This window comes from Actinomycetota bacterium, assembly GCA_035697485.1.
Lineage (GTDB): Bacteria > Actinomycetota > UBA4738 > UBA4738 > HRBIN12 > JAOUEA01.
The window spans coordinates 92,067-112,879 of the sequence record DASSCU010000049.1; the positions used below are offsets into that span (position 1 = coordinate 92,067).

Sequence of the window (20,813 nt, forward strand, 5' to 3'; positions counted from 1 at the left end):
TCAGCCCTCCGAGCGATCGTGCAGCCTGCGACCCGCGGTCTCGAGGATCTCGGACAGCGTGTTCGGCGATGCCGGGTCGTAGAGGGCGCTGCCGACCGAGAGCGAGAGTGGGTGGGGAGGATCCTGCGCGGCGTTGTGCACGGCGATCGCCTCCACCAGCCGAGAGAGCACGAGGGTCTCGGCGCCCAGGGCGTTGCCGGTCAACAACACGGTGAACGTGTCGTCGGTGATGCGGGCGGGCAGGTCGGCGTCGCGAACGGCCTCGAGCAGCACCTCGGCCGCCTGCCGCGCATCCTCGTCGGTGATCTCGCCCTCGAGGCGTACGAACAGGAAGACGACGGGGTTCTGGCTGCGATCGGCCATGTGCAGGTGATGCTCGGCGATCGGCACGAAGCCGCGCAGGTTCGGCAGGCCGGTCGCCTCGTCGGTCGTCGCGAGCTCGCGTCGGAGCCGGCGGATCGACACCGCGTAGTGCACGGCCCTGGGCAGGAGCCCGTGCGGGATCGAGCCGACGACGAGGTGGTCCTCGGCACCCGCGTGCATCGCGACCGCGCCGTCGGCCTCACGGCCGGCCTCGGTGACGACCACGATCGCGGCCTCGGGTGCCTTGCCGCGCAGGGAGCCGAGCAGCTCCAACGGTCCCGGCCCGTCCATCGCGACGACCACCGCGTCGACGGGCTCCCCGGTGTCGATCTGATCGACGCTGTCGGCGGACCGTACGTCGAACCGCTCGTCGTCGGCGAGCTCGTCGGCCATCGTCGTCTCGAGTCCTACGAGCATCACCGTCATCGCGTCGTCCATCTCGCCTCCTGTCGGTGGCGGGATTATCCCATCCGTGAACCCTCTCGCCGCCCCGACCGAGCCGGCCGGTCGTCCGACGGCGGAACGCCTGCCCTGCCACGGTTCCGCCACATGATCGCCACGCGGTGTCCCAGCGGGTCCTCGGATCACCCGGGTACGCTTGGCGGCATGTCCGAGGTGCCCTCCGGCGACGGTCCCGCGGCCGGTCACGGCCGCGTCGCCCGCATCGCCGTCGCGATCACCGCGACGCTGTCGCTCCTGATCGGCATCGGCAGCGCCTACGGCTTCGTCGCCTACAGGCAGGCGGGTGCAGAGGGAACGAATCCGCGCGGTGAGTGGATCCCCCCGAGCGCGGAAGGGTCGACCTCCGACGACCCGTGCGCACGCGACGTCTGCAACTACCTCCTGCTGGGCAGCGACTCCAGAGCCGGTCTCACGCCCGAGGAGCGCGACCAGTTCGGGACCGATGAGGAGATCGGGGGCGAGAACCGCGCCGACACGATCATGCTCGTTCACACCGACCCGAACCTCGAGAAGGCGATCATCCTGTCGTTCCCTCGAGATCTGTGGGTGCAGATCCCCGGTCACGGCTGGGACAAGATCAACGCGGCGTTCGAGGGCGGGCTCGATGGCGGCGGTCCGCTCCTGATGGCGAAGACCGTCCAGAAGCTCACGGGCCTGCCGATCGACCACGCCTTGTACGTCGATCTCGCGGGCTTCCAGGGACTCGTCGAAACGCTCGGCGGGGTGGACATGTGCATCTCCGGCGAGAACGTGAACACGCCTGGCTCGGTCGCGGCCCCGGGAGGTGGCACCGTCTACTACGAGGAGCCCGGTTTCATCGCCGATCCGTACACGGGATTGCTGGTCAAGCCCGGTTGCAGCACGTTGCCGGCCGACCAGGCGCTCGCGTACGTGCGAACCCGCCACCTCAAGTGTGATGCCGCCGCACCGGACTTCTTCCGGATCGCGAGGCAGCAGCAGTTCCTGCGAGCGGTCATCAACGAGCTCCTGAAGCCCGATCAGCTCGCACAACTGCCGTTCCAGATCAAGCCGATCCTGCGCAACCTCGAACGCGACGACGGTCTCAAGATCGCCGATCTCGCGTACCTCGTCGGGCAGCTCGAGGGCATCTCATCGGGGGCGGCAGAGTTCCGAACGGTGCCGGGCATCCCGACGACGGTGGACGGGCTCGCCGTCATCCGCCTGGACCCGGCAGCCAGGCAGATGTTCACGGCCGTCGGCGACGGCAAGCAGCTCGGATCGACAGGCACGGCCGTCTACACCCAATCGGAGGCGACGATCCCCGTCCTCGTGGTCGACCACGCGTCGGAGGGGAAGGCCGCCGAGGTGCAGGACGTGCTCTCGCAGGCCGGGTTCGACATCTCGCCCGGCACGACCACGTACATCGCCTCCTCCGAGAAGGTCGCGGGAAGCGTGATCGCTCACGCGCCCGGCGCCGACGTCGAGGGGCAGGTCGTGCAGAAGTACTTCCCCGGGCTCCAACTGAAACAGGTGAAGGGTCTGCCCGACGACGTCGTCGTCTTCGTCGACGCGTCGTACGGACCGGCAGCCGTCGGCGGCGATGGCGGCGCGCCGCCCGAGTGCCCCTCGCCCGACGTCTGATGCGCGCGCTGGTGCTCTCGGGAGGCGAGGGCTCGCGCCTGCGTCCGATCACCTCGACGAACGCCAAGCAGCTGATCCCGGTCGCCGGCACCCCGATCCTCTTCCAGGCGCTCGAGGCGATCGCCGACGCCGGCATCACCGAGGTCGGCATCGTGATCGGCGCGACCGGCGACGAGGTGCGTGCCGCCGTCGGCGACGGGTCCCGCTGGTCCCTCGACGTGACCTTCATCCCGCAGGAAGCGCCACTCGGCATCGCGCACGCGGTGATGACGGCCGAGGCGTTCCTGCAGCGGGATCCGTTCTTGCTCTACCTGGGCGACAACGTGCTGCTCGGCGGCGTGGCGCGATTCGTGCAGGAGTTCGAACGCAGCGACGCCGATGCCCACATCCTGCTCGCGAAGGTGCCCGAGCCCGAGCACTTCGGCGTGGCAGTGCTCGTCGGCGACCAGGTCGTGCGGCTCGTCGAGAAGCCGGTCGAACCGCTGAGCGACCTCGCGCTCGTCGGCGTCTACCTCTTCCGCGGCTCGATCCTCGACGCGTGCCACACCCTCGCGCCCTCGGGGCGCGGTGAGTACGAGATCACCGAAGCGATCCAGTGGCTGCTGGACGAGGGCCGCGAGGTGCGCGCCGAGATGGTGAGCGGCTACTGGAAGGACACCGGGCGCCCCGAGGACCTGCTCGAGGCCAACCGGATGATGCTCTCGACGATCGAACCCGCGACCGAGGGCGCCGTCGACGGCGCGACGACGGTCGATGGACCGGTCGTCGTTCGACCCGGCGCCTCGGTGGCGGGCAGCACCCTGCGGGGGCCGCTCGTGATCGGCGAGGGTTCGACGATCGTGGGGTCCACGATCGGCCCCGACGTCTCGATCGGCCCCGGCTGCCGCGTCGAGTCCAGCGAGGTCGCCGACTCGATCGTGATGGAGGAGTGCACGATCGCCGACGTCCACGGGCTCACCGGCTCGATCCTCGGTCGCCGGGTCGAGGTGCGGCACTCCGGCGGACGCGGAACCCATCGCTTGATCGTGGGGGATCAGAGCCGCGTCGAGGTCGACTGACGGTGCGGCGCCGAGTAGGTCCTTCGATGGTTCCCGGGGGTTCCGCCCCGCCCAGCATCATCGCGATGGAGCAGCTCCCCAGCGTCGTGCCGGGTCGCCGCAAGGCTCTCTCGGCGTTCGTACTCGCCTGCTTCGGCCCGTTCACCATGGGGTGCAGCTCGCCCGCCGCGATGGTCCTCGGCTTCCGCTCGCTCGACGAGTCAGCCGTCGCTGGCGCGCGGGCACCGGGCCGCGCCACCGCGTACGGCGCGATCGTCGTGGGCGCCCTCGGGCTGTGGTTCTGGGGATGGGTGGTGGCGAGGCTCGCCGGCGAGCTCTCGGAACGGGGGAAGGATCCGAACTTGGTGATCCCGCTCGTCGTCGGGCTCGTGTTCGTCTGGGCTGTCTCGGCGCTCGCCGGGTGGCTCGCGGGGCGCGGTCCCCGCTGAGCCCACAGCGCCGGCGGTCACGGCCGGGTAGGGTTCGGGTTTCATGCGAGCGGTGATCGACGCCCGGCCGGCGCTCGACCCACGCCGCACGGGCGTGGGTCAGTACACGCAGCAGCTGATCCGTCACCTGCCGCATGCCGACCCCACCAGCGACTACATCGCGTGGTACCTGCACGCGAAGGGACTGCTCCGCCCACGGTCGTTCTTCTCGGGCGTGCACGCCCCGAACCTCGCCGAGAAGGCATCGCGGTTCCCCGCCCGAGTCTTCGGGCCGATGTCATCGCGGTTGGGCGTGCCTCGCATCGAGTGGTCCGTCGGGTTCGACGTGCTGCTCGCGACGAACTTCCTGCCTCCGGCCACGAAGAGCCCGGGGGTGGTGATGGTGGTGCACGACCTCGCCTACGAACGGCTGCCCGACACGGCTCCCCACATGGACGGCCGGTGGAGGCGGAGGTTCGATGCCTGGCTGCAGCGCGCTGCTGGGGTGCTCGTGCCCTCACGCTCGACGAAGCGTGACCTGCTCGATGCCCATCGCGTCGACGAGGCCCGCGTGCACGTGACGCCGCTCGGCGTCGACATGGCGGCGTTCGCGCCGGCGCCTCCCGAGGCCGTCGACGCGGTGCGGCGCAAGTACGGCATCGACCAGCCCTACGCGCTGTTCGTGGGCGGCATCGAACCCCGGAAGAACCTTGACGCGCTCGTGCGGGCCTTCGCGACCACGGACGCCGGGACGCGGCTCGTGATCGCCGGCGGGCCCGTCCGATGGGACCCGAAGGCGGCCGACCGGCTCGATGCCGTGATCGCGCGCCTCCCGAACAGCGCCCGTGCTCGCTTCGTGCGCACCGGCTACGTGAGCGACCGCGAGAAGGTCGCGCTGATGAGCGGCGCGACGATGCTCACCTACCCGTCGTTGTACGAGGGGTTCGGCTTCCCGGTGCTGGAAGGTTTCGCGGCCGGGCTGCCGGTGCTCACGTCCGATGTATCGTCGCTGCCGGAGGTGACCGGCGACGCCGCGGTCGCCGTGGACCCCCGCGACGAGCGGGCGATCGCGGCCGGCATCGCCCAGCTCTTCGACGACCCGGACCTGCGGGCGATGCTCTCGGCCGCGGGCCTGACCCGGGCCACGCGCTTCACCTGGGAGGCGACGGCCCGCGGCACCGCAGAGGCGTTGCACGCCGCCCACGAGGTCGCGCACGGGTAGACTCGGCGCGTTCCCTCGACCCGTGTGGTCCAGCCCAAGGAGCGTCGCATGGCCGACTCCCACGTGCTCGTCACCGGGGGCGCCGGATTCATCGGTTCCCACCTCGTCGACGCGCTGCTCGAGCGCGGCGATCGCGTCACCGTGCTCGACCGCCTCTCGGCCGGCGGCAGCCTCTCGAACGTCGTGCATCACGACGGCGACCCGCGGCTGCGGTTCGTGCAGGGCGACGTGTGCGACGCTGCAGCGGTCGACCGCCTCGTCGACGAGGCCGACGCGGTCGTGCACGCGGCCGCCGAGACGCACGTCGACCGCAGCATCGACGAGCCCGCGGCATTCCTGACGACGAACGTGCTCGGCACCGAGGCCGTGCTCGAGGCGGCGCGACGGCACGGGACCCGCGTGCTGATGATCTCCACCGACGAGGTGTACGGGCCGGGGGACGCCGCGGGGGGCCTGTTCGACGAGGACGCCCCCGTCCGCCCGCGCAGCCCATACGCGGCCAGCAAGGCCGCCGCTGATCTGCTGTGCGCCGCGTACGTCTCGACCTACGACCTGCCCGTCATCGTGGTCCGGGGCACGAACGCCTTCGGCCCCCGACAGATCGAGCGCGTCGTGCCGACGTTCGCCGTGAATGCGCTGCGGGGCCTGCCAGTGCCGGTCTACGGCCGGGGCCACCAACGACGCGAGTTCCTCTACGTCGAGGACTGGGTGCGGGGCGCGTTGACGGCCCTCGACCGGGGCGAGCCTGGAGTCGTGTACAACGTCGGTGAGGGTCACGAGCTGGCGAATCTCGAGCTCGCGCGCCGCGTCTGCGAGCTCGCCGAGGCGCCGATGGACCTGATCGAGTTCGTCGTGGACAGGCCCGGACACGACTTCCGGTACGGCGTGCGCTCGGACCGTCTCGCCGCGCTTGGTTGGCGTCCCGAGTGGGGGTTCGATGAGGCGTTGGCCCACACCGTCTCCTGGTACCGCGGCCACCTCGACGGTCTCGAAGCGGCGCACGTGGTCCCGGTCGTAACCGCCCCTCGCGTCGCGGGAGGACGGGCATGAGGATCGTGGTCACCGGCGCTGGCGGCGACCTGGGACGCGCCGTCCTGGCGCGCATGCCTGGCCACCACGAGGTGTTCGCCTTCGATCGCGACGCCCTCGACGTCGGCGACCACGACGCGGTGCGCCAGGTGGTGGAGCCGCTGCGCGCCGACGCGATCCTGAACCTTGCAGCGTTCACCCGCGTGGACGAGAACGAGACCGATCAGCCCCGTGCCTTCCGGGACAACGCCCTCGGGCCGCAGCATCTCGCCCTCGCGGCGCGCGCGAGCGGCGCGGTGCTGCTGCACGTTTCCACCGACTACGTGTTCGATGGAGAGAAGGGCGTCCCCTACGACGAGACGGATGAGCCCGCCCCCTTGTCGGTGTACGGACGTGCGAAGCTCGCGGGCGAGCGGTTCGTGCGTGAGGTCGCCCCCGAGTCGTTCGTGGTGCGGGTCGGCTACGTCTACGGCGGAGGCAACGACTACCTCTCCCGCACGGTGCGCCGCCTCGCGGCGGGGGAACCGGTGGGCGGCCTCGCTGACCGCTGGGGCTCACCGACCTTCGTGGGGCATCTCGCGGACCGCATCCTGCCGCTGGTGCTCTCCGGGCGGTTCGGCCTCTATCACCTCGGGGGCCCTCAGCCGGCCTCGTGGTACGAGGTGCTGACCCGCGTTCACGGACTGATCGGCTCCGCCGGCTCGGTCGAGCCGCAGCATGCCGCCGACCTCGGCCTGCCGGCGCCCCGTCCGGTGTACTCGGCGCTCACGAGCGTGTTCACGACCCACCTCGGCATCGATCCGATGCCTCCGTTGGATGAGGGCCTCAAGGACTTCGTGGCCGACGCACTCGCCGCCTCGTAGCGTTCCCGGCATGGGTGCGCGGCGTGGCCGGACGGAGCGCCGATGACCGAGCGTTCGATCCGGCTCCTGCCCACGTCGGATCTCGGGCAGCTCGGCGGCGAGTTGCGGGCGCTGTTCGACGCGGCCTGGGCCGGGAAAGAAGACGAGTTCTCCGACACCGACTGGGGGAGCGCTCTGGGCGGTACGCACGTCCTCCTCGAGGTCGGCGGGGCGATCGCGTCGCACGCGTCGGTCGTCGAGCGCATCCTCGAGAGCGGCGAGCACGCGATGCGCACCGGCTACGTGGAGGCGGTCGCGACCTGGCCCGAGCAGCAGGGGAACGGCTACGCGACCGACGTGATGGGCGCCGTCGCGAGGGTCCTCGACGAGCGCTACGAGCTCGGGGCGCTCGACACGGGCCTGACGAGGTTCTACGAGCGGCTCGGGTGGGAGGTGTGGCGAGGTCGAACCACCGTGCGAACGGATCGCGGCATGATCGGGACGCCGGAGGAAGACGGCCTGGTCATGGTTCGGCGCACGCCGACGACCCCGTCGGATCTCGACCTCGACGCGCCGATCAGCTGCGACTGGCGCCCGGGCGACGTCTGGTGACCACCGCGATGCACCACGGTTCCGCCACATGCCGGTGCTACGCTCGGCGCCGATGACGCCGGACACCGATGCCGCCGCGTCCTCACCTTCCGACGACGGTGAGAGCGAGGCCTTCCGCGACCTCTCGCGCGAGATGTACTGGGCCCGCGAGACAGCGGCCCGTGCGCGCATGGAGACCCCGGAGATCCGTGACCGCCTGCACGACTTCGCCGCCCAGATGCGCACCGACGAGGCCGTCCTGATCCCGATGGGGGAGGGGAACCTCGCGTCGCCCTCGAAATGGCGCCGACAGCTCAAGCGCCGCCTCTGGCGCGTGATGCGCCCGGCGACCTGGCGCTACGACCGTCTGCTCGCCGACCACGCCGAGCTCACGACCAGCCTCGCCGAGAAGGTCATGGTGCTCGAGACGGAGGTCGACCGACTCAAGGCCGAGCGAGGGGACGCCGCCCCGCGAGGAGATCTCGCCGAGTGAGGGTCGCGGTCCTGCACCCCCAGACCGCGTTCGTGCGCGGAGGCGCGGAGACGCACACCGAGGCCCTGGTCAGGGCCCTGCGCGACGCGGGCCACGAGGCCGACCTCGTGCAGATCGCCGGCAAGTGGTACCCGCCGAGCCAGCTCGCCCACCAGATGGCGGTCTGGCGCAGCTTCGACATCTCTGAGAGCAACGGCCTGAAGGTCGACGCGGTGATCGGACTGAAGTTCCCCGCCTACCTCGCCCAGCACGAGCGCAAGATCGTGTGGTTGATCCATCAGCACCGCACCGCGTACGAGCTGTGGGACCACCCCGACTACGCCGACCTGAAACGCCAGGACGACGGCGCGAAGGTCCGCGACATGGTCTGGGAAGCCGACCGGGTCTCCCTGGGCGAGGCCAAACGGGTGTTCACGAACGCGAAGAACGTGCGCGACCGTCTCTGGAGCACGCTCCGCATCCCGGCTGAGCCCCTCTACCACCCCAGCCACGTGGCCGAGGAGCTCCTCGACACGCCGAGCGGTCCGCTGGGCGACTTCCTGCTCTTCCCGAGCCGCATGGAGAGCCTCAAGCGTCAGTCGCTCGCGATCGACGCGTTGAAGCACGTCTCGACCGACGTGCGGCTCGTGCTCGTCGGCCGCGGCCCCGACGAGCCACAGCTGCGTGAGCAGGTCGAGCGGCTCGGCGTGGGGAACCGCGTCACGTTCGAGATCGGCGTGAGCGACGAGCGGCTGCAGCAGCTCTACAGGGAGGCGCTCGGCGTGTACTTCGGGCCGTTCGACGAAGACTACGGCTATGTCACGATCGAGGCGTTCGCGGCCTCGCGCCCGGTGGTCACCCTCACCGACAGCGGTGGTCCGCTCGAGTTCGTCCGCGATGACGAGACCGGGCTCGTCCGTCCGCCCGACGCCAAGGCCATCGCCGATGCGTTCGATCTGCTCTGGCAGGACCGTGCCGGTGCGCAGCGCATGGGCGCAGCGGGCCATGCCCTCGTGCGCAGCGAGGTGCCGCGCTGGCCGGACATCGTCGCCCGTCTGCTCGATTGATGCGGACGATGCGCACGGTCGGCCGACGCCTGCGCCCTTCCCCGGCGGCCGTCGAGGTGCAGCACGGGCGCGGCCCCGGGTCCCGGGGCGACGTGATCTTCGCGGGCCCGCTGCCACCCGCCCCCACCGGCATCGCCACCTACGACCGGGCGGTGCTCGATGGCCTCGACCGCATCGGCTTCGCCGACCGCATGCGCATGGACGTCGTCTGGCCCGTTGACACCCAGGACGCCGGGCGGTTCCCGGGCTACCACCTCGGCGTCTTCCAGCTCGGGAACAATGTGGAGTTCCACCTCGAGATCTACCGCGCCGCGTACCTCACGAGCGCGTTGGTGGTCCTTCACGACCTGGCGCTCGACGACTTCGTGCGGGGACTGAAAGCGGCCGGCGAGCCCCTCGGATACATGGCCGCTCGGGAGGCGGCGCGTCTGCGCCGCGAGCTCACCGACCCCGACGTGCTCCGCAACGACCCCCTGCGCGAGCCGTGGTGCGCACACGTCGTCCGACGCGCGCGAGGCGTGATCGTCCATTCCGAGTTCGGCCGCCGGTACCTGGAGGGGTTCGGGTGCCGCACGCCGGTCTTCGTCGTCCCGCATCCGGCGATCGAGGCCCCGGACGCGTTCGATCAGCTCGCACCGAGGGCGGGCGAGCTGCGAGCGGGTCTCGGCGATCCGTCGTTCCTCGTCGTGGCTCCCGGCGATATGAACGAGGCGAAGCGGTTCGACGCCCTCGCGCAGGCGGTGGCGGGCCTGGGAGAGGGCACGCACGTCGCGATCGTGGGCCGTCGCATCGAGGGGTACGCCGTCGAACCGGTCGTCGAGGCGGCGCGGGCCGGTCGCAGGGTCAGCGTGCATGCTGACGTCTCCGACGCCGACTTCCTGGCCTGGCTCGCCGCGGCCGATGCGGTCGTCGATCTGCGCTTCCCGCACCGCGGCGAGGTGAGCGGATCGCTCAGCAGGGCGATGCAGGCGGGCAAGCCCGCGGTCGTGAGCGCGACCGGCACCTACTTGGACGTGCCGGACGACGCCGTGCTCCGTGTGGCGCCCGGTCCGACCGACCCCGCCGAGCTGATGCGCGTCTTGGTCCGCCTGCGCGACGATCCGGGCCTGCGCGGGCAGGTCGGCGCGGCCGCGGCGGCTCACGTCGCACACCTGCGCGAGACCGAGGCGACCGCCCGCGGATACGAACGGGCGATCACGGACACTCTCGCGCTGGTTCGTGATCCGGCCCGGAAGGCGATGGCGATCTGGGGAAAGGCGCTCGTCGACGCGGGCATCACCGAGGAGATGGTCGCCGAGGGCTACGGCATGGAGTACGCGAGGGCGCTCGGGAGCTTCCAGCCCGGGCCAGAGGTGCCCGCGCACCGACGGAACGTCGAAGGATCGCCATAGCCTCGGACCGCGGCCGGGCCACCGCCCGTTGCTAGACTCGTCGCCGCGCTGACCTGCGGGTTCGCGCCCCACGATCCCACTCGACCGGAGTACATCGCCATCGCCACGACGACCGTCATCGAGCGCACGTCCGAGGCGCCGCACCTGCGCCTCCTGCCGCGCCTGCGCGAACTCTGGGCGTATCGCGAGATCATCGCGAACCTCGTGCGCAAGGAGCTGAAGGTCAAGTACACGGCCTCGTTCCTGGGCGCGGTCTGGTCGGTGCTGAACCCGATCGTCTTCCTCGCCGTCTTCTCGTTCGTCGCGGTCGTGCTCGACAACCGCGTGCCCGACTTCCCGGTGTTCCTCCTGTCGGGGCTGCTCGCGTGGAACCTGTTCTCCGCGTCGCTCCTGTCGGGTTCGAGCGCGGTGATCGACAACGCGAACCTCGTGAAGAAGGTGGCCTTCCCGCGGGAGATCCTGCCGCTCGCATCGGTCGGCGTCGCGCTCTTCGACTTCGTGCTGCAGACGGCGGTGCTGCTGGTGTTCATCGTCGCGAGCGGCCACGGCATCGGCCCCGAGGCGATCGTGCTCTACCCCTTGGCATTCGTCACCCTCACGGTCTTCACGACCGCGATCACGTTGTGGACCGCCGCGCTGAACGTGCGCTACCGCGACGTCGGGCACCTGCTGAACCTCGGCCTGCTGGTCTGGTTCTGGATGACACCGATCGTCTATCAGGCCGCGCTGGTGCAGGAAGCTGTCGCCGGCCGATCCGTGGCCGGCGTGAGCCTGTGGGGCCTCTACCTCGCGAACCCGCTCACCCCGATCGTGCTCGGGTTCCAGCGGGCCCTCTACGGCGACCCCGAACAGGGCGGCATGCAGGTGCTGCCCGACGTCACGGTCGCGTGGCAGGCCGGACTCCTCGCGATCGTGCTCGCGCTGGCGACGGCGTTCCTCCTGCTGGCGTGGCGGACGTTCTTCCGCCGGTCGGGCGACTTCGCGGAGGAGCTGTGACGAGCGCGGTCGAGGTCGAGGGCGTCTCGAAGCGCTTCCGGCTCTACCGGGAGCGGCCGAGCAGCGTGAAGCAGCGCCTGCTCGTCACCCGCTCGAAGGCCGAGGACTTCTGGGCGTTGCGCGACATCTCCGTCTCGATCGAGGAAGGCTCCTCGATCGGCCTGATCGGGCACAACGGCTCGGGCAAGACAACGCTGCTGAAGTGCGTCGCCGGCATCCTGCGGCCGAGCGAGGGCACGATCCGCTCCCGAGGGCGCATGGCCGCGCTGCTCGAGCTCGGCGCCGGGTTCCACCCCGAGCTCACGGGCCGCGAGAACGTCTACCTGAACGCGTCGTTCCTCGGACTCACCCGGCGCGACACCGAGCGGGTCTACGACGACATCGTGGCGTTCGCCGAGCTCGAGGACTTCATGGACAACCAGGTGAAGTTCTACTCCTCGGGCATGCTCGTCCGGCTGGGGTTCGCGGTCGCCGTGCACGTCGACCCCGAGATCCTGCTGATCGACGAGGTGCTCGCGGTCGGTGACGAGGCGTTCCAGCAACGGTGCATCGACCGGGTGCGCGGATTCCAGCGCGACGGCCGCACGATCGTGCTCGTCACCCACGCGCTCGACACGGTCGTCGACGTCTGCGACCGCGCCGTGATGCTCGACCACGGCGTGCTGCACATGAGCGGCGAGCCGGCCGACGTCGTGCGAGAGCTGCGCCATCGGCTGCTGAGCCGTGACCCGCACTTCGTGGCGGAGGAGGGAAGCCGCGAGGTCGAGGTGAAGGCGGTGAGCTTCGACTCAGGCGGCGACGGCAACGGCACCGTGTGGCCGGGAGCCGAGTTCAGGATCGCCGTCGACGTGGAATCGAACACCCCGGTGCCCGATCTCGACGTCTCCTTCGCCGTGGTCTCGGCTGCCACGAACCACCCGGTCGTCGAAGGGCGCACGAGCGCGATGGGCATGGAACTCGGGCCGGTCGACGGCAAGAAGCGGGTGGTCTTCCGGGTGCCCCCGGCCGAGTGGGTGGGCGGCAAGTACTTCGTCACGGTCGGGCTCGAGTCGCTCGAGGGCCGTCCGTACCACATCCAGACGCAGCGGTACCTGGTCCAGGTGCCCGTCGACGTCCAGGTGCCCAAGCGCCTCGAGGTCGAACCCGTCGCCACGGTGGAGGATCTGTGAACCCGAATCCCCCCGTCACCGATCGCGAGGCGCATGATGCGCACCTCGCCGAGCGCACCGCAGGCCAACCTGCCGGAAGGAAGGACCGCACGATGTTGATCGGTTTGATCCTGCTGTCGGTGGTCCTCGCGGCCGTCGCCCAGCTCACCCTGAAGCACGGCATGAACCAGGTCGCAGCCAGCACCGGCGAGCTGCAGCTGAACACACATTCGTTGAAGGATGTCGCGTCGACCTGGGCGGTGTGGGGGGGGCTGCTGCTGTTCGGGCTGTCGGCCTTCGTCTGGCTCGCGGTGCTCTCCCGTGCGTCGCTCTCGTTCGCGTATCCCTTCGCGTCGCTGACCTACGCCCTGATCCTGTTGGCCGACCGGTTCCTGCTGCACGAGCAGATCCCGCCGCTGCGATGGGCCGGGGTCTTCTTCATCATGCTCGGCATCGTGCTCGTGGCGCAGACACCCCACCAGTGACGGTCACCGTCGCCCCCGAGGCCGCCGAGCTCGCGGTCGTGATCGTGAACTACAACGCCGGTGCGTTCCTCGATCGCTGCCTCGCTTCGCTCGAGCGGCACCGCGGGGACGTCACGCTCGACGTGCTCGTGATCGACAATGCGTCGGTCGACGGTTCGCACACCGCGGCGGCCGCCGCGCATCCGTGGGCCAGGTTGATCGAGAACCCCACGAACGTGTTCCTCTCGCCGGCATGGAACCAGGGCATCCGCGAGACCGTCGCCCCATACGTGCTGCTCCTGAACCCCGATGTCGAATGGTGGAAGGGCACGCTCGCCGAGTTCGTGGGGGTGGCGCGGACGCATCCGCGCGCCGGCATCGTCGGGCCGCTCGTGCGCAACTCGGACGGCACGATCTACGAGAGCGGACGTTCGTTCCCGAGCGTGGTCGACGCCGTCGGACACGCTTTCCTGGGCTCGGTGTGGCCCGGGAATCCCTTCACTCGCCGCTACCACATGGACGGGTGGGACCGCCTGTCGGAGCGTGCCGTGGACTGGGTCAGCGGCTGTTGCATGCTGTGCCCGCGCGAGGCCGTCGACCAGGTAGGGCTCTTCGACGAGGCGTTCGCGCTCTACGGCGAGGAGCTCGATATCGCCACGCGGCTGCGCGAGACTGGGTGGTCGGCCCTGTACACGCCGCAGGTCGAGATCGTGCACGAGATCGGGGTTTCGACGGGACGGAGCAGCGAGATGCTCCGGATGCACTCCGACAGCATCTACCGTTACTACCGCAAGCACCGCGCCTCCGGGTGGCGGCGAGCGACCCTGCCGGCGGCGTGGGCGGTCCTGCGGCTGCGCGCCGAGCTCGAGGCTCAACGAGGGAGGCTCACGACACGATGAAGGCCGTCGTCCTGGTCGGGGGAGAGGGCACGCGCATGCGACCGCTCACCGAGACCGTGCCGAAACCCTTGCTGCCTTTGATGGACCGGCGCTCTCTCGATCACGTGCTCGATCACGTGGCGCGCCACGGGGTGCACGAGGTCGTGCTCTCCTCCCCCTACCTCGAGGAGGTGTTCCACCCGTTCATCGAGGCTCGCCACGGCGACCCGAGCATCATGTGGATCACCGAGACGCACGCCCTCGGCACGGGCGGCGCGATCGTGAACGCGCTCGAGGCCGTGGGCAGCGAACCGTTCTTCGCACTGAACGGCGACATCCTCACCGATCTCGACCTCACGGCCATGAGGGCGTTCCACGTTTCGAACGACGCGGCGGTGACGATCGCTCTGCACCACGTCGACGACGCTCGCGCCTTCGGACTGGTGGCGACCGATGCTGCGGGGAAGGTGCTGGAGTTCCGCGAGAAGCCCGAGGATCCGATCCCCGGCGACGTGAACGCCGGCACGTACCTCCTCGACCCTGCCGTGCTGCGCGGCTGGACACCGGGCGCGACCGTCTCGATCGAGCGGGACATCTTCCCTGCGGTGATCGACGCCGGCCATCCGGTCTACGGGTACGTGGCCGACGCCTACTGGCTCGACCTCGGCACGCCCGAGAAGTACCTGCAGGCCCACTTCGACATGTTCGAGGGCAGGGTGCACGACGTGACATATCCGGCGCCGTGGATCGCCGAGGGTGCCGTCGTCGACCTGCGGGCCCACCTCGGCCGCTGGGTGGCGGTGGGCCGGGGCGCGACGGTCGGCGCCGATGCGCAGGTCGACGACTCCGTCCTGCACGAGGGAGCGCGGATCGGTGCCGGCGCCCGGGTGAGCGGTTCGGTGCTCGCGGCGAACGCGACGATCGGCGAAGGCGCGATCGTCACTTCGAGCGTGCTCGGCGAGGGCAGCGTCGTGCCGACCGGGGCACGCCTGGCCGACGCGAAGGTGCCGTCGGGCACGGAGGCCACGGCATCGTGAACGCGCGTGATGCGACCCGTCTCAACCGCGCGGGCGGGCGCGCCGATGCTCGCCGTGTGAAAACGGCCGGGGGGTCGACCCGCATCGCACGCGCGCTCGTCTGCGCGCTCACCGCCGCCCTGCTCTGCGGAGCGGTGCCGTCGGCGCTCGCGGCCGGTGAGGGCACGACCGCACCCGGCGTGACCGACGATCCGTTCACCGGCTCGCCGGCGCCGGTGAGCCCGAGCACCGCGGGCAGCGACGGGTTCCGGTTCTTCGGCTCGGGGTTCGGGCACGGCGTCGGCATGTCGCAGTGGGGCGCGTACGGGCTGGCGCAGATGGGGTGGTCCCACAAGCGCATCCTCAAGCACTTCTACCGAGGCACGCGCGTGGGCCGGATCGCCGATCCGGTTGGCAGGATCCGCGTCGGGCTCACGTGGGACGAGAAGGTGGTCCACGTGGCCGCCAAGGGCGGGCCGGTGAAGCTCTCGGTCGGCAGCCGGGGAGGCCGCACGGTCGCCCGCATCCCCGAAGGACGAACCTGGACGGTACGCGCGAAGGCGGCCGGGTTCGCCGTGCGCAACCACGACGGCTCCCTCGTCGGCGGCCAGACCTGGGGCGGCACGTCGTTCGACCTGATCGCCACGTATGGGCGCGGCGCGCGCGCATCGGTGGCCGAGGGCGGTGCCTCCTACAACCGGGGCCACCTGGAGTTCGAGCTCTACCGGCGCGCAGGATCGTGGAACCAGCGGCTGGTGCTGCCGATCGACCTCGAGGAGTACCTCTACGGGCTGGGCGAGATGCCGAGCTCGTGGTCTCCCGCTGCGCTCCGGGCTCAGGCCGTCGCCGGTCGAACGTTCGCGACGTCGCGGGTGAGGCGCTCGGCGCCCGGCACGCAGTGCAACTGCGACATCACGGACGGTACGAACGATCAGGTCTACATCGGCTACAACAAGGAGGGTGGCACCGACGGCAACCGATGGGTGGCCGCGGTGAACGACACCCGCGGACAGGTCGTGACGAACGGCGGGAACGTGATCCAGGCGTTCTACGGGGCTTCCGACGGCGGACACTCCGACGCGGTCGAGGACGTCTGGCACGGCGGGAACGACGCCTACGCCGTGCCCTACCTCAAGGCCGAGTGCGATCCGGGGGAGGACATCGCCGCGAACCCGTGGACCGACTGGCAGAAGTCGTACTCGGCCGGCGAGCTCACGGACCGGCTCGCGCCGTACACCGGCTCGATCGGCACGGTCCGTGGATTCCCTGGGGTGCGTCGAGGCAACGGGGGGCGCATCATCACCGCGACGGTCCGGGGCTCGAACGGGTCGGCGTCCATCACCGGATCGGAGCTCCGCTGGGCGATCGGGGCCTGGGACGGGCGCATCTGGATCAACCAGGACAAGAACATCGTGGGGCCGATCCGCGATCGCTACGACGCGCTGATGTGTCGACCGGGATTGCCGACCTCGCGGATCGAGCGCGTCGAGGGAGGCTCGCGCCAGCGGTTCGAGAAGGGCGCGATCCTCAGCAACGGCGGGCAGGGTGTGACCGTCTGGCTTCGAGGAGCGATCTACCGCGAGTACAAGGCGGTCAAGGGCCCCAAGAGCCGACTCGGCATGCCGACCGGCCAGATCGTCGATATCGGGGCGGGGACCCGTGCGCTGTTCGAGGGCGGCCGCATCCTCGCCAAGTCCGGCGTCGGTGCCCACGCGCTCTGGGGTCGCGTGCTGAGCGAATACCTCGATCGCGACGGAGCCGACGGGCCGCTCGGCTTCCCCACGAGCAGGGTGCGCGGCGACGGGAACGGTGGGTCGCTCGCCAACTTCGAGCACGGCACGATCGTGTGCCCCGACGGTCAGCGGTGTCGACTCGCCTGACGCAGGCTCGTCGGATCGGCTCAGCAGTCGTCCGCGGCGTTCGCTTCCGGTGCGTTGGACGTGCACGCGAATGCCCGGGCGAAGCCGTCGGCGATCGTCGTGGCCTGCTCGGCCGTGATCGTGCCGGGGCAGGTCTGCAGCTGATCCCAGGCGGCCAACGCCACCGACGTACCATCGGGAAGGCCTTCGTAGGGCGCTGCGACGGTCATCGACCGGTCGGTCGCGACCCCCTTCAGGGCGTCGGCCACCTCGGGTGAGAGCGCCTCGTTGCCCTCGGCGCGGAAGTACAGCATCACGCCCGAGTGCTCCAGGAAGTGCACCGCCGCGGGCTCGCTGCCGATCGGCTGGTCGTAGGTCTCGGGGGAGGACGGCAGCACCTGTCCGCCGTAGTGCTCGCCCGACGTCGCGGGCTTCTGCGCGTACGTGATCGGTGTCCCATCGGCGACGTGCTGACCGGCCTGCGCGTCGCCCACGGGCTGCTGCACCTCGGTGCAGCCGGCGGCCTCGGCCGCGGCGACCGCGGCCGCGGGGATGTCACGCGGGCTGGCCGCGCGTGTCAACCAGTAGAACGCTCCGACGCCGACGACCCCCGCGACCGCGAACACGGCGGTTCGGCGGACGAAGGCGCTCCTCTCCGCTCGTTTGCGCTGCGCGGCCCGGGCCTGCCGGGCCTGCTCTTTGCGCTCGCGCCTGGCATCGTTTCCAGCGGCCGCCGGACGGGGCTTGGGCGGCGCGGTCGCCTGCGGTGATCGTCGCTTCTTGTTCTTGTTCGTCATCTACATCGCCGCCCCGCGCTCGGGGGCCTCACCGGCGTACTCGCGATCTTGGGTGGTGGGGTAGGAGTACTGGCTCGTGAAGTCGAACGCCACCGGCAGGCTCGGCGCGGCGCACGAGCGGAGGCGTCGCCATCCCACGAGCGCCATCTGCACGCCCTCGGGCAGCTGCCCGCCGGCCCCTTCGTAGTCGTACGGCGCCACGATCACGCGGTCCTGGCCGACTGGGTCGTTCTGATCGTAGAAGTCGACGATCGGCTGCAGGGCATTCGCCGGCGCGTCAGGGTCGTACCAGACCACGGTGCCCCCGTGTTCGAGCGAGTGCAGCAGCGGTCCCAGGTCGGGCGGCGCCGAGTACACGCCTGCCGGCAGCGTCGAGGCTCCCACGTGCGGCCCCGAGGCCGGCGGCGTGCTCGGGTACGTGTCGAGCGGCGGAAGCTCGGGGAACCGCTCATCGCCCTCGATGTGCGCCTGATCGGCGTAGTCGGGGGAGGTCTGGTCGAACCCGTCGTAGAAGTCGGTCGTCGTGACCTCGTCGCATGCGGCCGTCTGGGCTTCGCCGCCGGCCTGGTCGAGCAGGTCGGCGGGCGCGGGCAGCGCGGCGTCGGAGCCGCTGGAAGGCTGAAGCACGACGACGGCCACGATCGCCCCCACCGCCGCCAGGACGACGAGTGACAGCCCGATCGTCCGGTTGCGCTTCCTCGCGGCCATCTGCCGCTGGATCGCCTCACGCTCGAGTCGGGCCTGCTCCTTCCGCTCGGCCTTCGTCGGCCTGCGGGCGTCGTTCGGTCGGTTGGGCACGTCCGATGAGTCTCCCCTCGAGGCTGTCGGGGGTCCGCCTCGGAGGCTAGAGGGTACCCAACGATCGGCCGGGCGAGCGGAGGCACGACGGACGACCTCACCGCCAGTCGGTGACCTCGCCGGGATCGATCGTGTGCCGGGCGCGAGGGTCGGGATGGGTGGGCGTCGGCCCGCCGGCGACGGCGCCGAGGGGCAGCCATCCCCGGTCCACGCCGAGCGCGTTGCGGGCGAGCTCGGGGCAGGAGAGCGGGGAGCCGACCCAACCGCCCGCCAGACCCTGGGCCGAAAGGGCGAGCAACAGGCTCTGGATCACCGCGCCCCCCGACAGGAGGGGCGTCATCAGGTCGGCGTCGGGCCCCCCGGCGTTCGGAGACGCGTCCGTCCCGTCGAGCCGCAGCCATGGCACGATCAGCACCGGGGCGGCGGCAAGGATCTCGTCGTCCCGCACGAGTGCGTGCGCCGCCGCCAGCTCGTCGGGGCCGCCGGCCGGCGCTGATCGGCACGCCGCCATCGCCGCGCGGAAGCCGCGTCTGGCTGCCCCCGAGATCAGGACGGTGAAGCGCAACGGTCCCGGGTCGTGGGAGAGCCGGGCCGCGCACGCGGCGGCGATCGCCTCCTCCACCGATGTGCGCGGCACGTCGCCGGGGCCGAACGCGTCGCTCGTACGACGGTCGTGCAGCGCCTGCATCGGCGAGGCACGGAACAGGTCCTCCTCGGCGGGACGCACGAGGTCGAGCGCCGACCCGTCCTTCCCACCGAGGCGGTCGACCCCTCGCACGATCGCGACGGGGATCCGCGAATCCTTCGCGATCACGAGACCGCTCGCCGCGGCCACTTCGTCCGCGAGCGCGATCTCGGTCGCCTCGAGCGTGCGCCCTCGGTCGTCCGCGCGTCCGCGTAGGTCCACGATCGCCGGCAGCCCGTCGCATCCGATCGCCACGTTCACCACGCCCGTGCGCCACGCGCGGCCGAACGTGTCGGTCACGACGACGGCGACGTCGCCCAGTTCGAGCCGGGCCGACAGCTGTGACCGCAATCGGCGCGCGCTCGCGTCGGGGTCCTCGGGCAGCAGCGCGAGCGAGCCGGCGTCCACGTTCGAGGCATCGACGCCGGCGTTCGCGCAGACGAAGCCGTGCGCGGTCTCGGCGATCACCAGGTCGCCGCGTCGGGCGACGACGCGGCTCGTCTCGGTGATCACCGCGTCGGCTCGACCGACACCGCGCACGATGCGGCCCTCGGCCTTCGAGACGACCTTCGAGGTGACGACGACGACGTCGCCCGCTCGTGCGCCCGCCGCCCTGAGCGGCGCGTCGAGCACCGCCGCGAGGTCGTCTCCCGGTCGCACCTCGGGCACGCCCTGGACCGGAACCACGAGCACCGGCGGCCGTGACGTGGACGTCACCGCGCGACGTCCAGCACCACCGAGGCGAGGCGCTCGGCGGCCTCGTCGTCGCGCATCACGGTGTCGGTGACGACGACCCGTATCCCGGTGGCTTCGATCCGAGCCGCCAGCGCGCGATCGCGCTCGTCGATGACCCACGCGCCGAGCAGGCCTTCGTACGCCGTCGCGGCACCGGCGGCGGTGACCTCCAGGCCCACGGCCGGCATCAGCTTGTCGGCCATGCCCGCGAGTGGCGCCCCGCCGACGATCCCGCTCACGCCGACGACTGCCGGGCGGCGAGCCCCGACAGCATCACGCACGCCCCGCACCGCGAGGATCGGCCCGAGCGAGACGACCGGGTTCGACGGCGGAAGAACCACCACGTCGGCCTGCTCGATCGCCGCGAGCACCCCCGGGGCGGGACGTGCAGCCTCGACGCCCACGAACCGCACGGACTTGACCGCGTCAGCGGCACGGCGCTGCACCCAGTATTCCTGGAAGTGCAGGTCGAGTCGCTCGCCGGTCCGGGCGTCGACGGCGTCGATCCGGGTCTCGACGCGATCGTCGGTGACGGGCAACAGCCGGGCGCCGACGCCGAAGCGCTCCGCCACGCGCGCGACGACTTGTGACATCGTCGCGCCTTGTCGCAGCATCGAGCTTCGCAGCACGTGGGCCGCGAGGTCGAGATCGCCGAGGTTGAACCACGCGTCCGGGGCGCCGAACGCCCGCAACTCATCGGTCGCTCGGAAGGATTCGTCGCGTCGACCCCATCCGCGCTCGCGATCGAACGCGTCGCCGAGCCAGTACGTCACGGAGTCGGGGTCGGGGCTCACGTGCAGCCCGTGTACGACGATGTCGTCAGCCACGTTGAGGATGACGGTCAGGTCGTCGCCGGGCACGACGCGTGCCATGCCGCGCAGGAACCTCCCCGCGCCGATGCCTCCGGCGAGCGCCGCAACCTTCATCGAGG

The 20,813-nt window shown here is 70.9% G+C and carries 21 protein-coding genes; 16 read left to right on the forward strand and 5 right to left on the reverse strand.

Annotation, left to right across the window (positions count from 1 at the left end):
* On the reverse strand, nucleotides 1-801 hold the full coding sequence (locus VFI59_12700; protein HET6714556.1) for a diguanylate cyclase: 801 nt from the start codon (nucleotides 799-801) through the stop codon (nucleotides 1-3).
* A gap of 168 nt (nucleotides 802-969) precedes the next feature.
* Between VFI59_12700 and VFI59_12705 the strand changes: the two genes are divergently transcribed.
* From VFI59_12705 to VFI59_12780, 16 genes are all read left to right on the forward strand, one after another.
* Nucleotides 970-2,427, forward strand: a complete 1,458-nt coding sequence (locus VFI59_12705; protein ID HET6714557.1) for an LCP family protein — start codon at nucleotides 970-972, stop codon at nucleotides 2,425-2,427.
* The gene (locus VFI59_12710; protein HET6714558.1) at nucleotides 2,427-3,485 is read left to right on the forward strand and encodes a glucose-1-phosphate thymidylyltransferase; all 1,059 of its coding nucleotides are present in this window, start codon (nucleotides 2,427-2,429) and stop codon (nucleotides 3,483-3,485) included. Before VFI59_12705 ends, VFI59_12710 begins: the two co-directional genes overlap by 1 nt.
* A gap of 65 nt (nucleotides 3,486-3,550) precedes the next feature.
* Complete coding sequence (locus VFI59_12715) at nucleotides 3,551-3,913, forward strand: hypothetical protein (GenBank protein ID HET6714559.1); 363 nt, start codon at nucleotides 3,551-3,553, stop codon at nucleotides 3,911-3,913.
* Nucleotides 3,914-3,956: 43 nt separating this feature from the next.
* Complete coding sequence (locus VFI59_12720) at nucleotides 3,957-5,114, forward strand: glycosyltransferase family 1 protein (protein HET6714560.1); 1,158 nt, start codon at nucleotides 3,957-3,959, stop codon at nucleotides 5,112-5,114.
* A gap of 48 nt (nucleotides 5,115-5,162) precedes the next feature.
* The gene (locus tag VFI59_12725; protein HET6714561.1) at nucleotides 5,163-6,164 is read left to right on the forward strand and encodes a dTDP-glucose 4,6-dehydratase; all 1,002 of its coding nucleotides are present in this window, start codon (nucleotides 5,163-5,165) and stop codon (nucleotides 6,162-6,164) included.
* Nucleotides 6,161-7,006: a dTDP-4-dehydrorhamnose reductase gene (rfbD, locus tag VFI59_12730; protein ID HET6714562.1), complete on the forward strand. Its 846-nt coding sequence runs from the start codon at nucleotides 6,161-6,163 to the stop codon at nucleotides 7,004-7,006. The genes VFI59_12725 and rfbD overlap by 4 nt, the downstream gene beginning before the upstream one ends.
* Before the next feature lie 42 nt (nucleotides 7,007-7,048).
* Complete coding sequence (locus VFI59_12735) at nucleotides 7,049-7,597, forward strand: GNAT family N-acetyltransferase (GenBank protein HET6714563.1); 549 nt, start codon at nucleotides 7,049-7,051, stop codon at nucleotides 7,595-7,597.
* 52 nt (nucleotides 7,598-7,649) lie between these two features.
* A complete protein-coding gene (locus VFI59_12740) occupies nucleotides 7,650-8,069 on the forward strand; it encodes a hypothetical protein (GenBank protein HET6714564.1) in 420 nt (139 codons plus the stop codon).
* Nucleotides 8,066-9,115 (forward strand): glycosyltransferase family 4 protein, encoded by a 1,050-nt coding sequence (locus VFI59_12745; GenBank protein HET6714565.1) that lies wholly within the window; start codon nucleotides 8,066-8,068, stop codon nucleotides 9,113-9,115. The genes VFI59_12740 and VFI59_12745 overlap by 4 nt, the downstream gene beginning before the upstream one ends.
* Nucleotides 9,115-10,506 carry a glycosyltransferase gene (locus tag VFI59_12750; protein HET6714566.1) on the forward strand — a complete coding sequence of 464 codons (1,392 nt, stop codon included), beginning with the start codon at nucleotides 9,115-9,117 and terminating at the stop codon, nucleotides 10,504-10,506. The genes VFI59_12745 and VFI59_12750 overlap by 1 nt, the downstream gene beginning before the upstream one ends.
* A gap of 204 nt (nucleotides 10,507-10,710) precedes the next feature.
* A complete protein-coding gene (locus tag VFI59_12755) occupies nucleotides 10,711-11,502 on the forward strand; it encodes an ABC transporter permease (protein HET6714567.1) in 792 nt (263 codons plus the stop codon).
* The gene (locus VFI59_12760; GenBank protein HET6714568.1) at nucleotides 11,499-12,671 is read left to right on the forward strand and encodes a polysaccharide ABC transporter ATP-binding protein; all 1,173 of its coding nucleotides are present in this window, start codon (nucleotides 11,499-11,501) and stop codon (nucleotides 12,669-12,671) included. The genes VFI59_12755 and VFI59_12760 overlap by 4 nt, the downstream gene beginning before the upstream one ends.
* A gap of 92 nt (nucleotides 12,672-12,763) precedes the next feature.
* Nucleotides 12,764-13,135: a multidrug resistance protein gene (locus tag VFI59_12765; protein HET6714569.1), complete on the forward strand. Its 372-nt coding sequence runs from the start codon at nucleotides 12,764-12,766 to the stop codon at nucleotides 13,133-13,135.
* Complete coding sequence (locus VFI59_12770; GenBank protein HET6714570.1) at nucleotides 13,132-14,013, forward strand: glycosyltransferase family 2 protein; 882 nt, start codon at nucleotides 13,132-13,134, stop codon at nucleotides 14,011-14,013. The genes VFI59_12765 and VFI59_12770 overlap by 4 nt, the downstream gene beginning before the upstream one ends.
* Nucleotides 14,010-15,029, forward strand: a complete 1,020-nt coding sequence (locus tag VFI59_12775; protein ID HET6714571.1) for an NDP-sugar synthase — start codon at nucleotides 14,010-14,012, stop codon at nucleotides 15,027-15,029. Before VFI59_12770 ends, VFI59_12775 begins: the two co-directional genes overlap by 4 nt.
* 56 nt (nucleotides 15,030-15,085) lie before the next feature.
* Nucleotides 15,086-16,888, forward strand: coding sequence for a SpoIID/LytB domain-containing protein (locus VFI59_12780; protein ID HET6714572.1), 1,803 nt, complete (start codon nucleotides 15,086-15,088; stop codon nucleotides 16,886-16,888).
* 20 nt (nucleotides 16,889-16,908) lie between these two features.
* On the opposite strand, the gene VFI59_12785 is transcribed toward VFI59_12780, so the two are convergent.
* The 4 genes from VFI59_12785 to cofD form a co-directional block, all read right to left on the reverse strand.
* Nucleotides 16,909-17,664 (reverse strand): DUF3105 domain-containing protein, encoded by a 756-nt coding sequence (locus tag VFI59_12785; protein HET6714573.1) that lies wholly within the window; start codon nucleotides 17,662-17,664, stop codon nucleotides 16,909-16,911.
* Nucleotides 17,665-18,462, reverse strand: coding sequence for a DUF3105 domain-containing protein (locus VFI59_12790; GenBank protein HET6714574.1), 798 nt, complete (start codon nucleotides 18,460-18,462; stop codon nucleotides 17,665-17,667).
* 97 nt (nucleotides 18,463-18,559) lie between these two features.
* Nucleotides 18,560-19,864 (reverse strand): coenzyme F420-0:L-glutamate ligase, encoded by a 1,305-nt coding sequence (locus tag VFI59_12795; GenBank protein HET6714575.1) that lies wholly within the window; start codon nucleotides 19,862-19,864, stop codon nucleotides 18,560-18,562.
* Nucleotides 19,861-20,808 carry a 2-phospho-L-lactate transferase gene (cofD, locus tag VFI59_12800; GenBank protein HET6714576.1) on the reverse strand — a complete coding sequence of 316 codons (948 nt, stop codon included), beginning with the start codon at nucleotides 20,806-20,808 and terminating at the stop codon, nucleotides 19,861-19,863. Before cofD ends, VFI59_12795 begins: the two co-directional genes overlap by 4 nt.
* Nucleotides 20,809-20,813: the final 5 nt, after the last annotated feature.

Coding starts and splice junctions, on each gene's coding strand:
- VFI59_12700 (HET6714556.1), bottom strand. CDS start 801: ATGGACGACGCGATGACGGTGATGCTCGTAGGACTCGAGACGACGATG.
- VFI59_12705 (HET6714557.1), top strand. CDS start 970: ATGTCCGAGGTGCCCTCCGGCGACGGTCCCGCGGCCGGTCACGGCCGC.
- VFI59_12710 (HET6714558.1), top strand. CDS start 2,427: ATGCGCGCGCTGGTGCTCTCGGGAGGCGAGGGCTCGCGCCTGCGTCCG.
- VFI59_12715 (HET6714559.1), top strand. CDS start 3,551: ATGGAGCAGCTCCCCAGCGTCGTGCCGGGTCGCCGCAAGGCTCTCTCG.
- VFI59_12720 (HET6714560.1), top strand. CDS start 3,957: ATGCGAGCGGTGATCGACGCCCGGCCGGCGCTCGACCCACGCCGCACG.
- VFI59_12725 (HET6714561.1), top strand. CDS start 5,163: ATGGCCGACTCCCACGTGCTCGTCACCGGGGGCGCCGGATTCATCGGT.
- rfbD (HET6714562.1), top strand. CDS start 6,161: ATGAGGATCGTGGTCACCGGCGCTGGCGGCGACCTGGGACGCGCCGTC.
- VFI59_12735 (HET6714563.1), top strand. CDS start 7,049: ATGACCGAGCGTTCGATCCGGCTCCTGCCCACGTCGGATCTCGGGCAG.
- VFI59_12740 (HET6714564.1), top strand. CDS start 7,650: ATGACGCCGGACACCGATGCCGCCGCGTCCTCACCTTCCGACGACGGT.
- VFI59_12750 (HET6714566.1), top strand. CDS start 9,115: ATGCGGACGATGCGCACGGTCGGCCGACGCCTGCGCCCTTCCCCGGCG.
- VFI59_12765 (HET6714569.1), top strand. CDS start 12,764: ATGTTGATCGGTTTGATCCTGCTGTCGGTGGTCCTCGCGGCCGTCGCC.
- VFI59_12775 (HET6714571.1), top strand. CDS start 14,010: ATGAAGGCCGTCGTCCTGGTCGGGGGAGAGGGCACGCGCATGCGACCG.
- VFI59_12785 (HET6714573.1), bottom strand. CDS start 17,664: ATGACGAACAAGAACAAGAAGCGACGATCACCGCAGGCGACCGCGCCG.
- cofD (HET6714576.1), bottom strand. CDS start 20,808: ATGAAGGTTGCGGCGCTCGCCGGAGGCATCGGCGCGGGGAGGTTCCTG.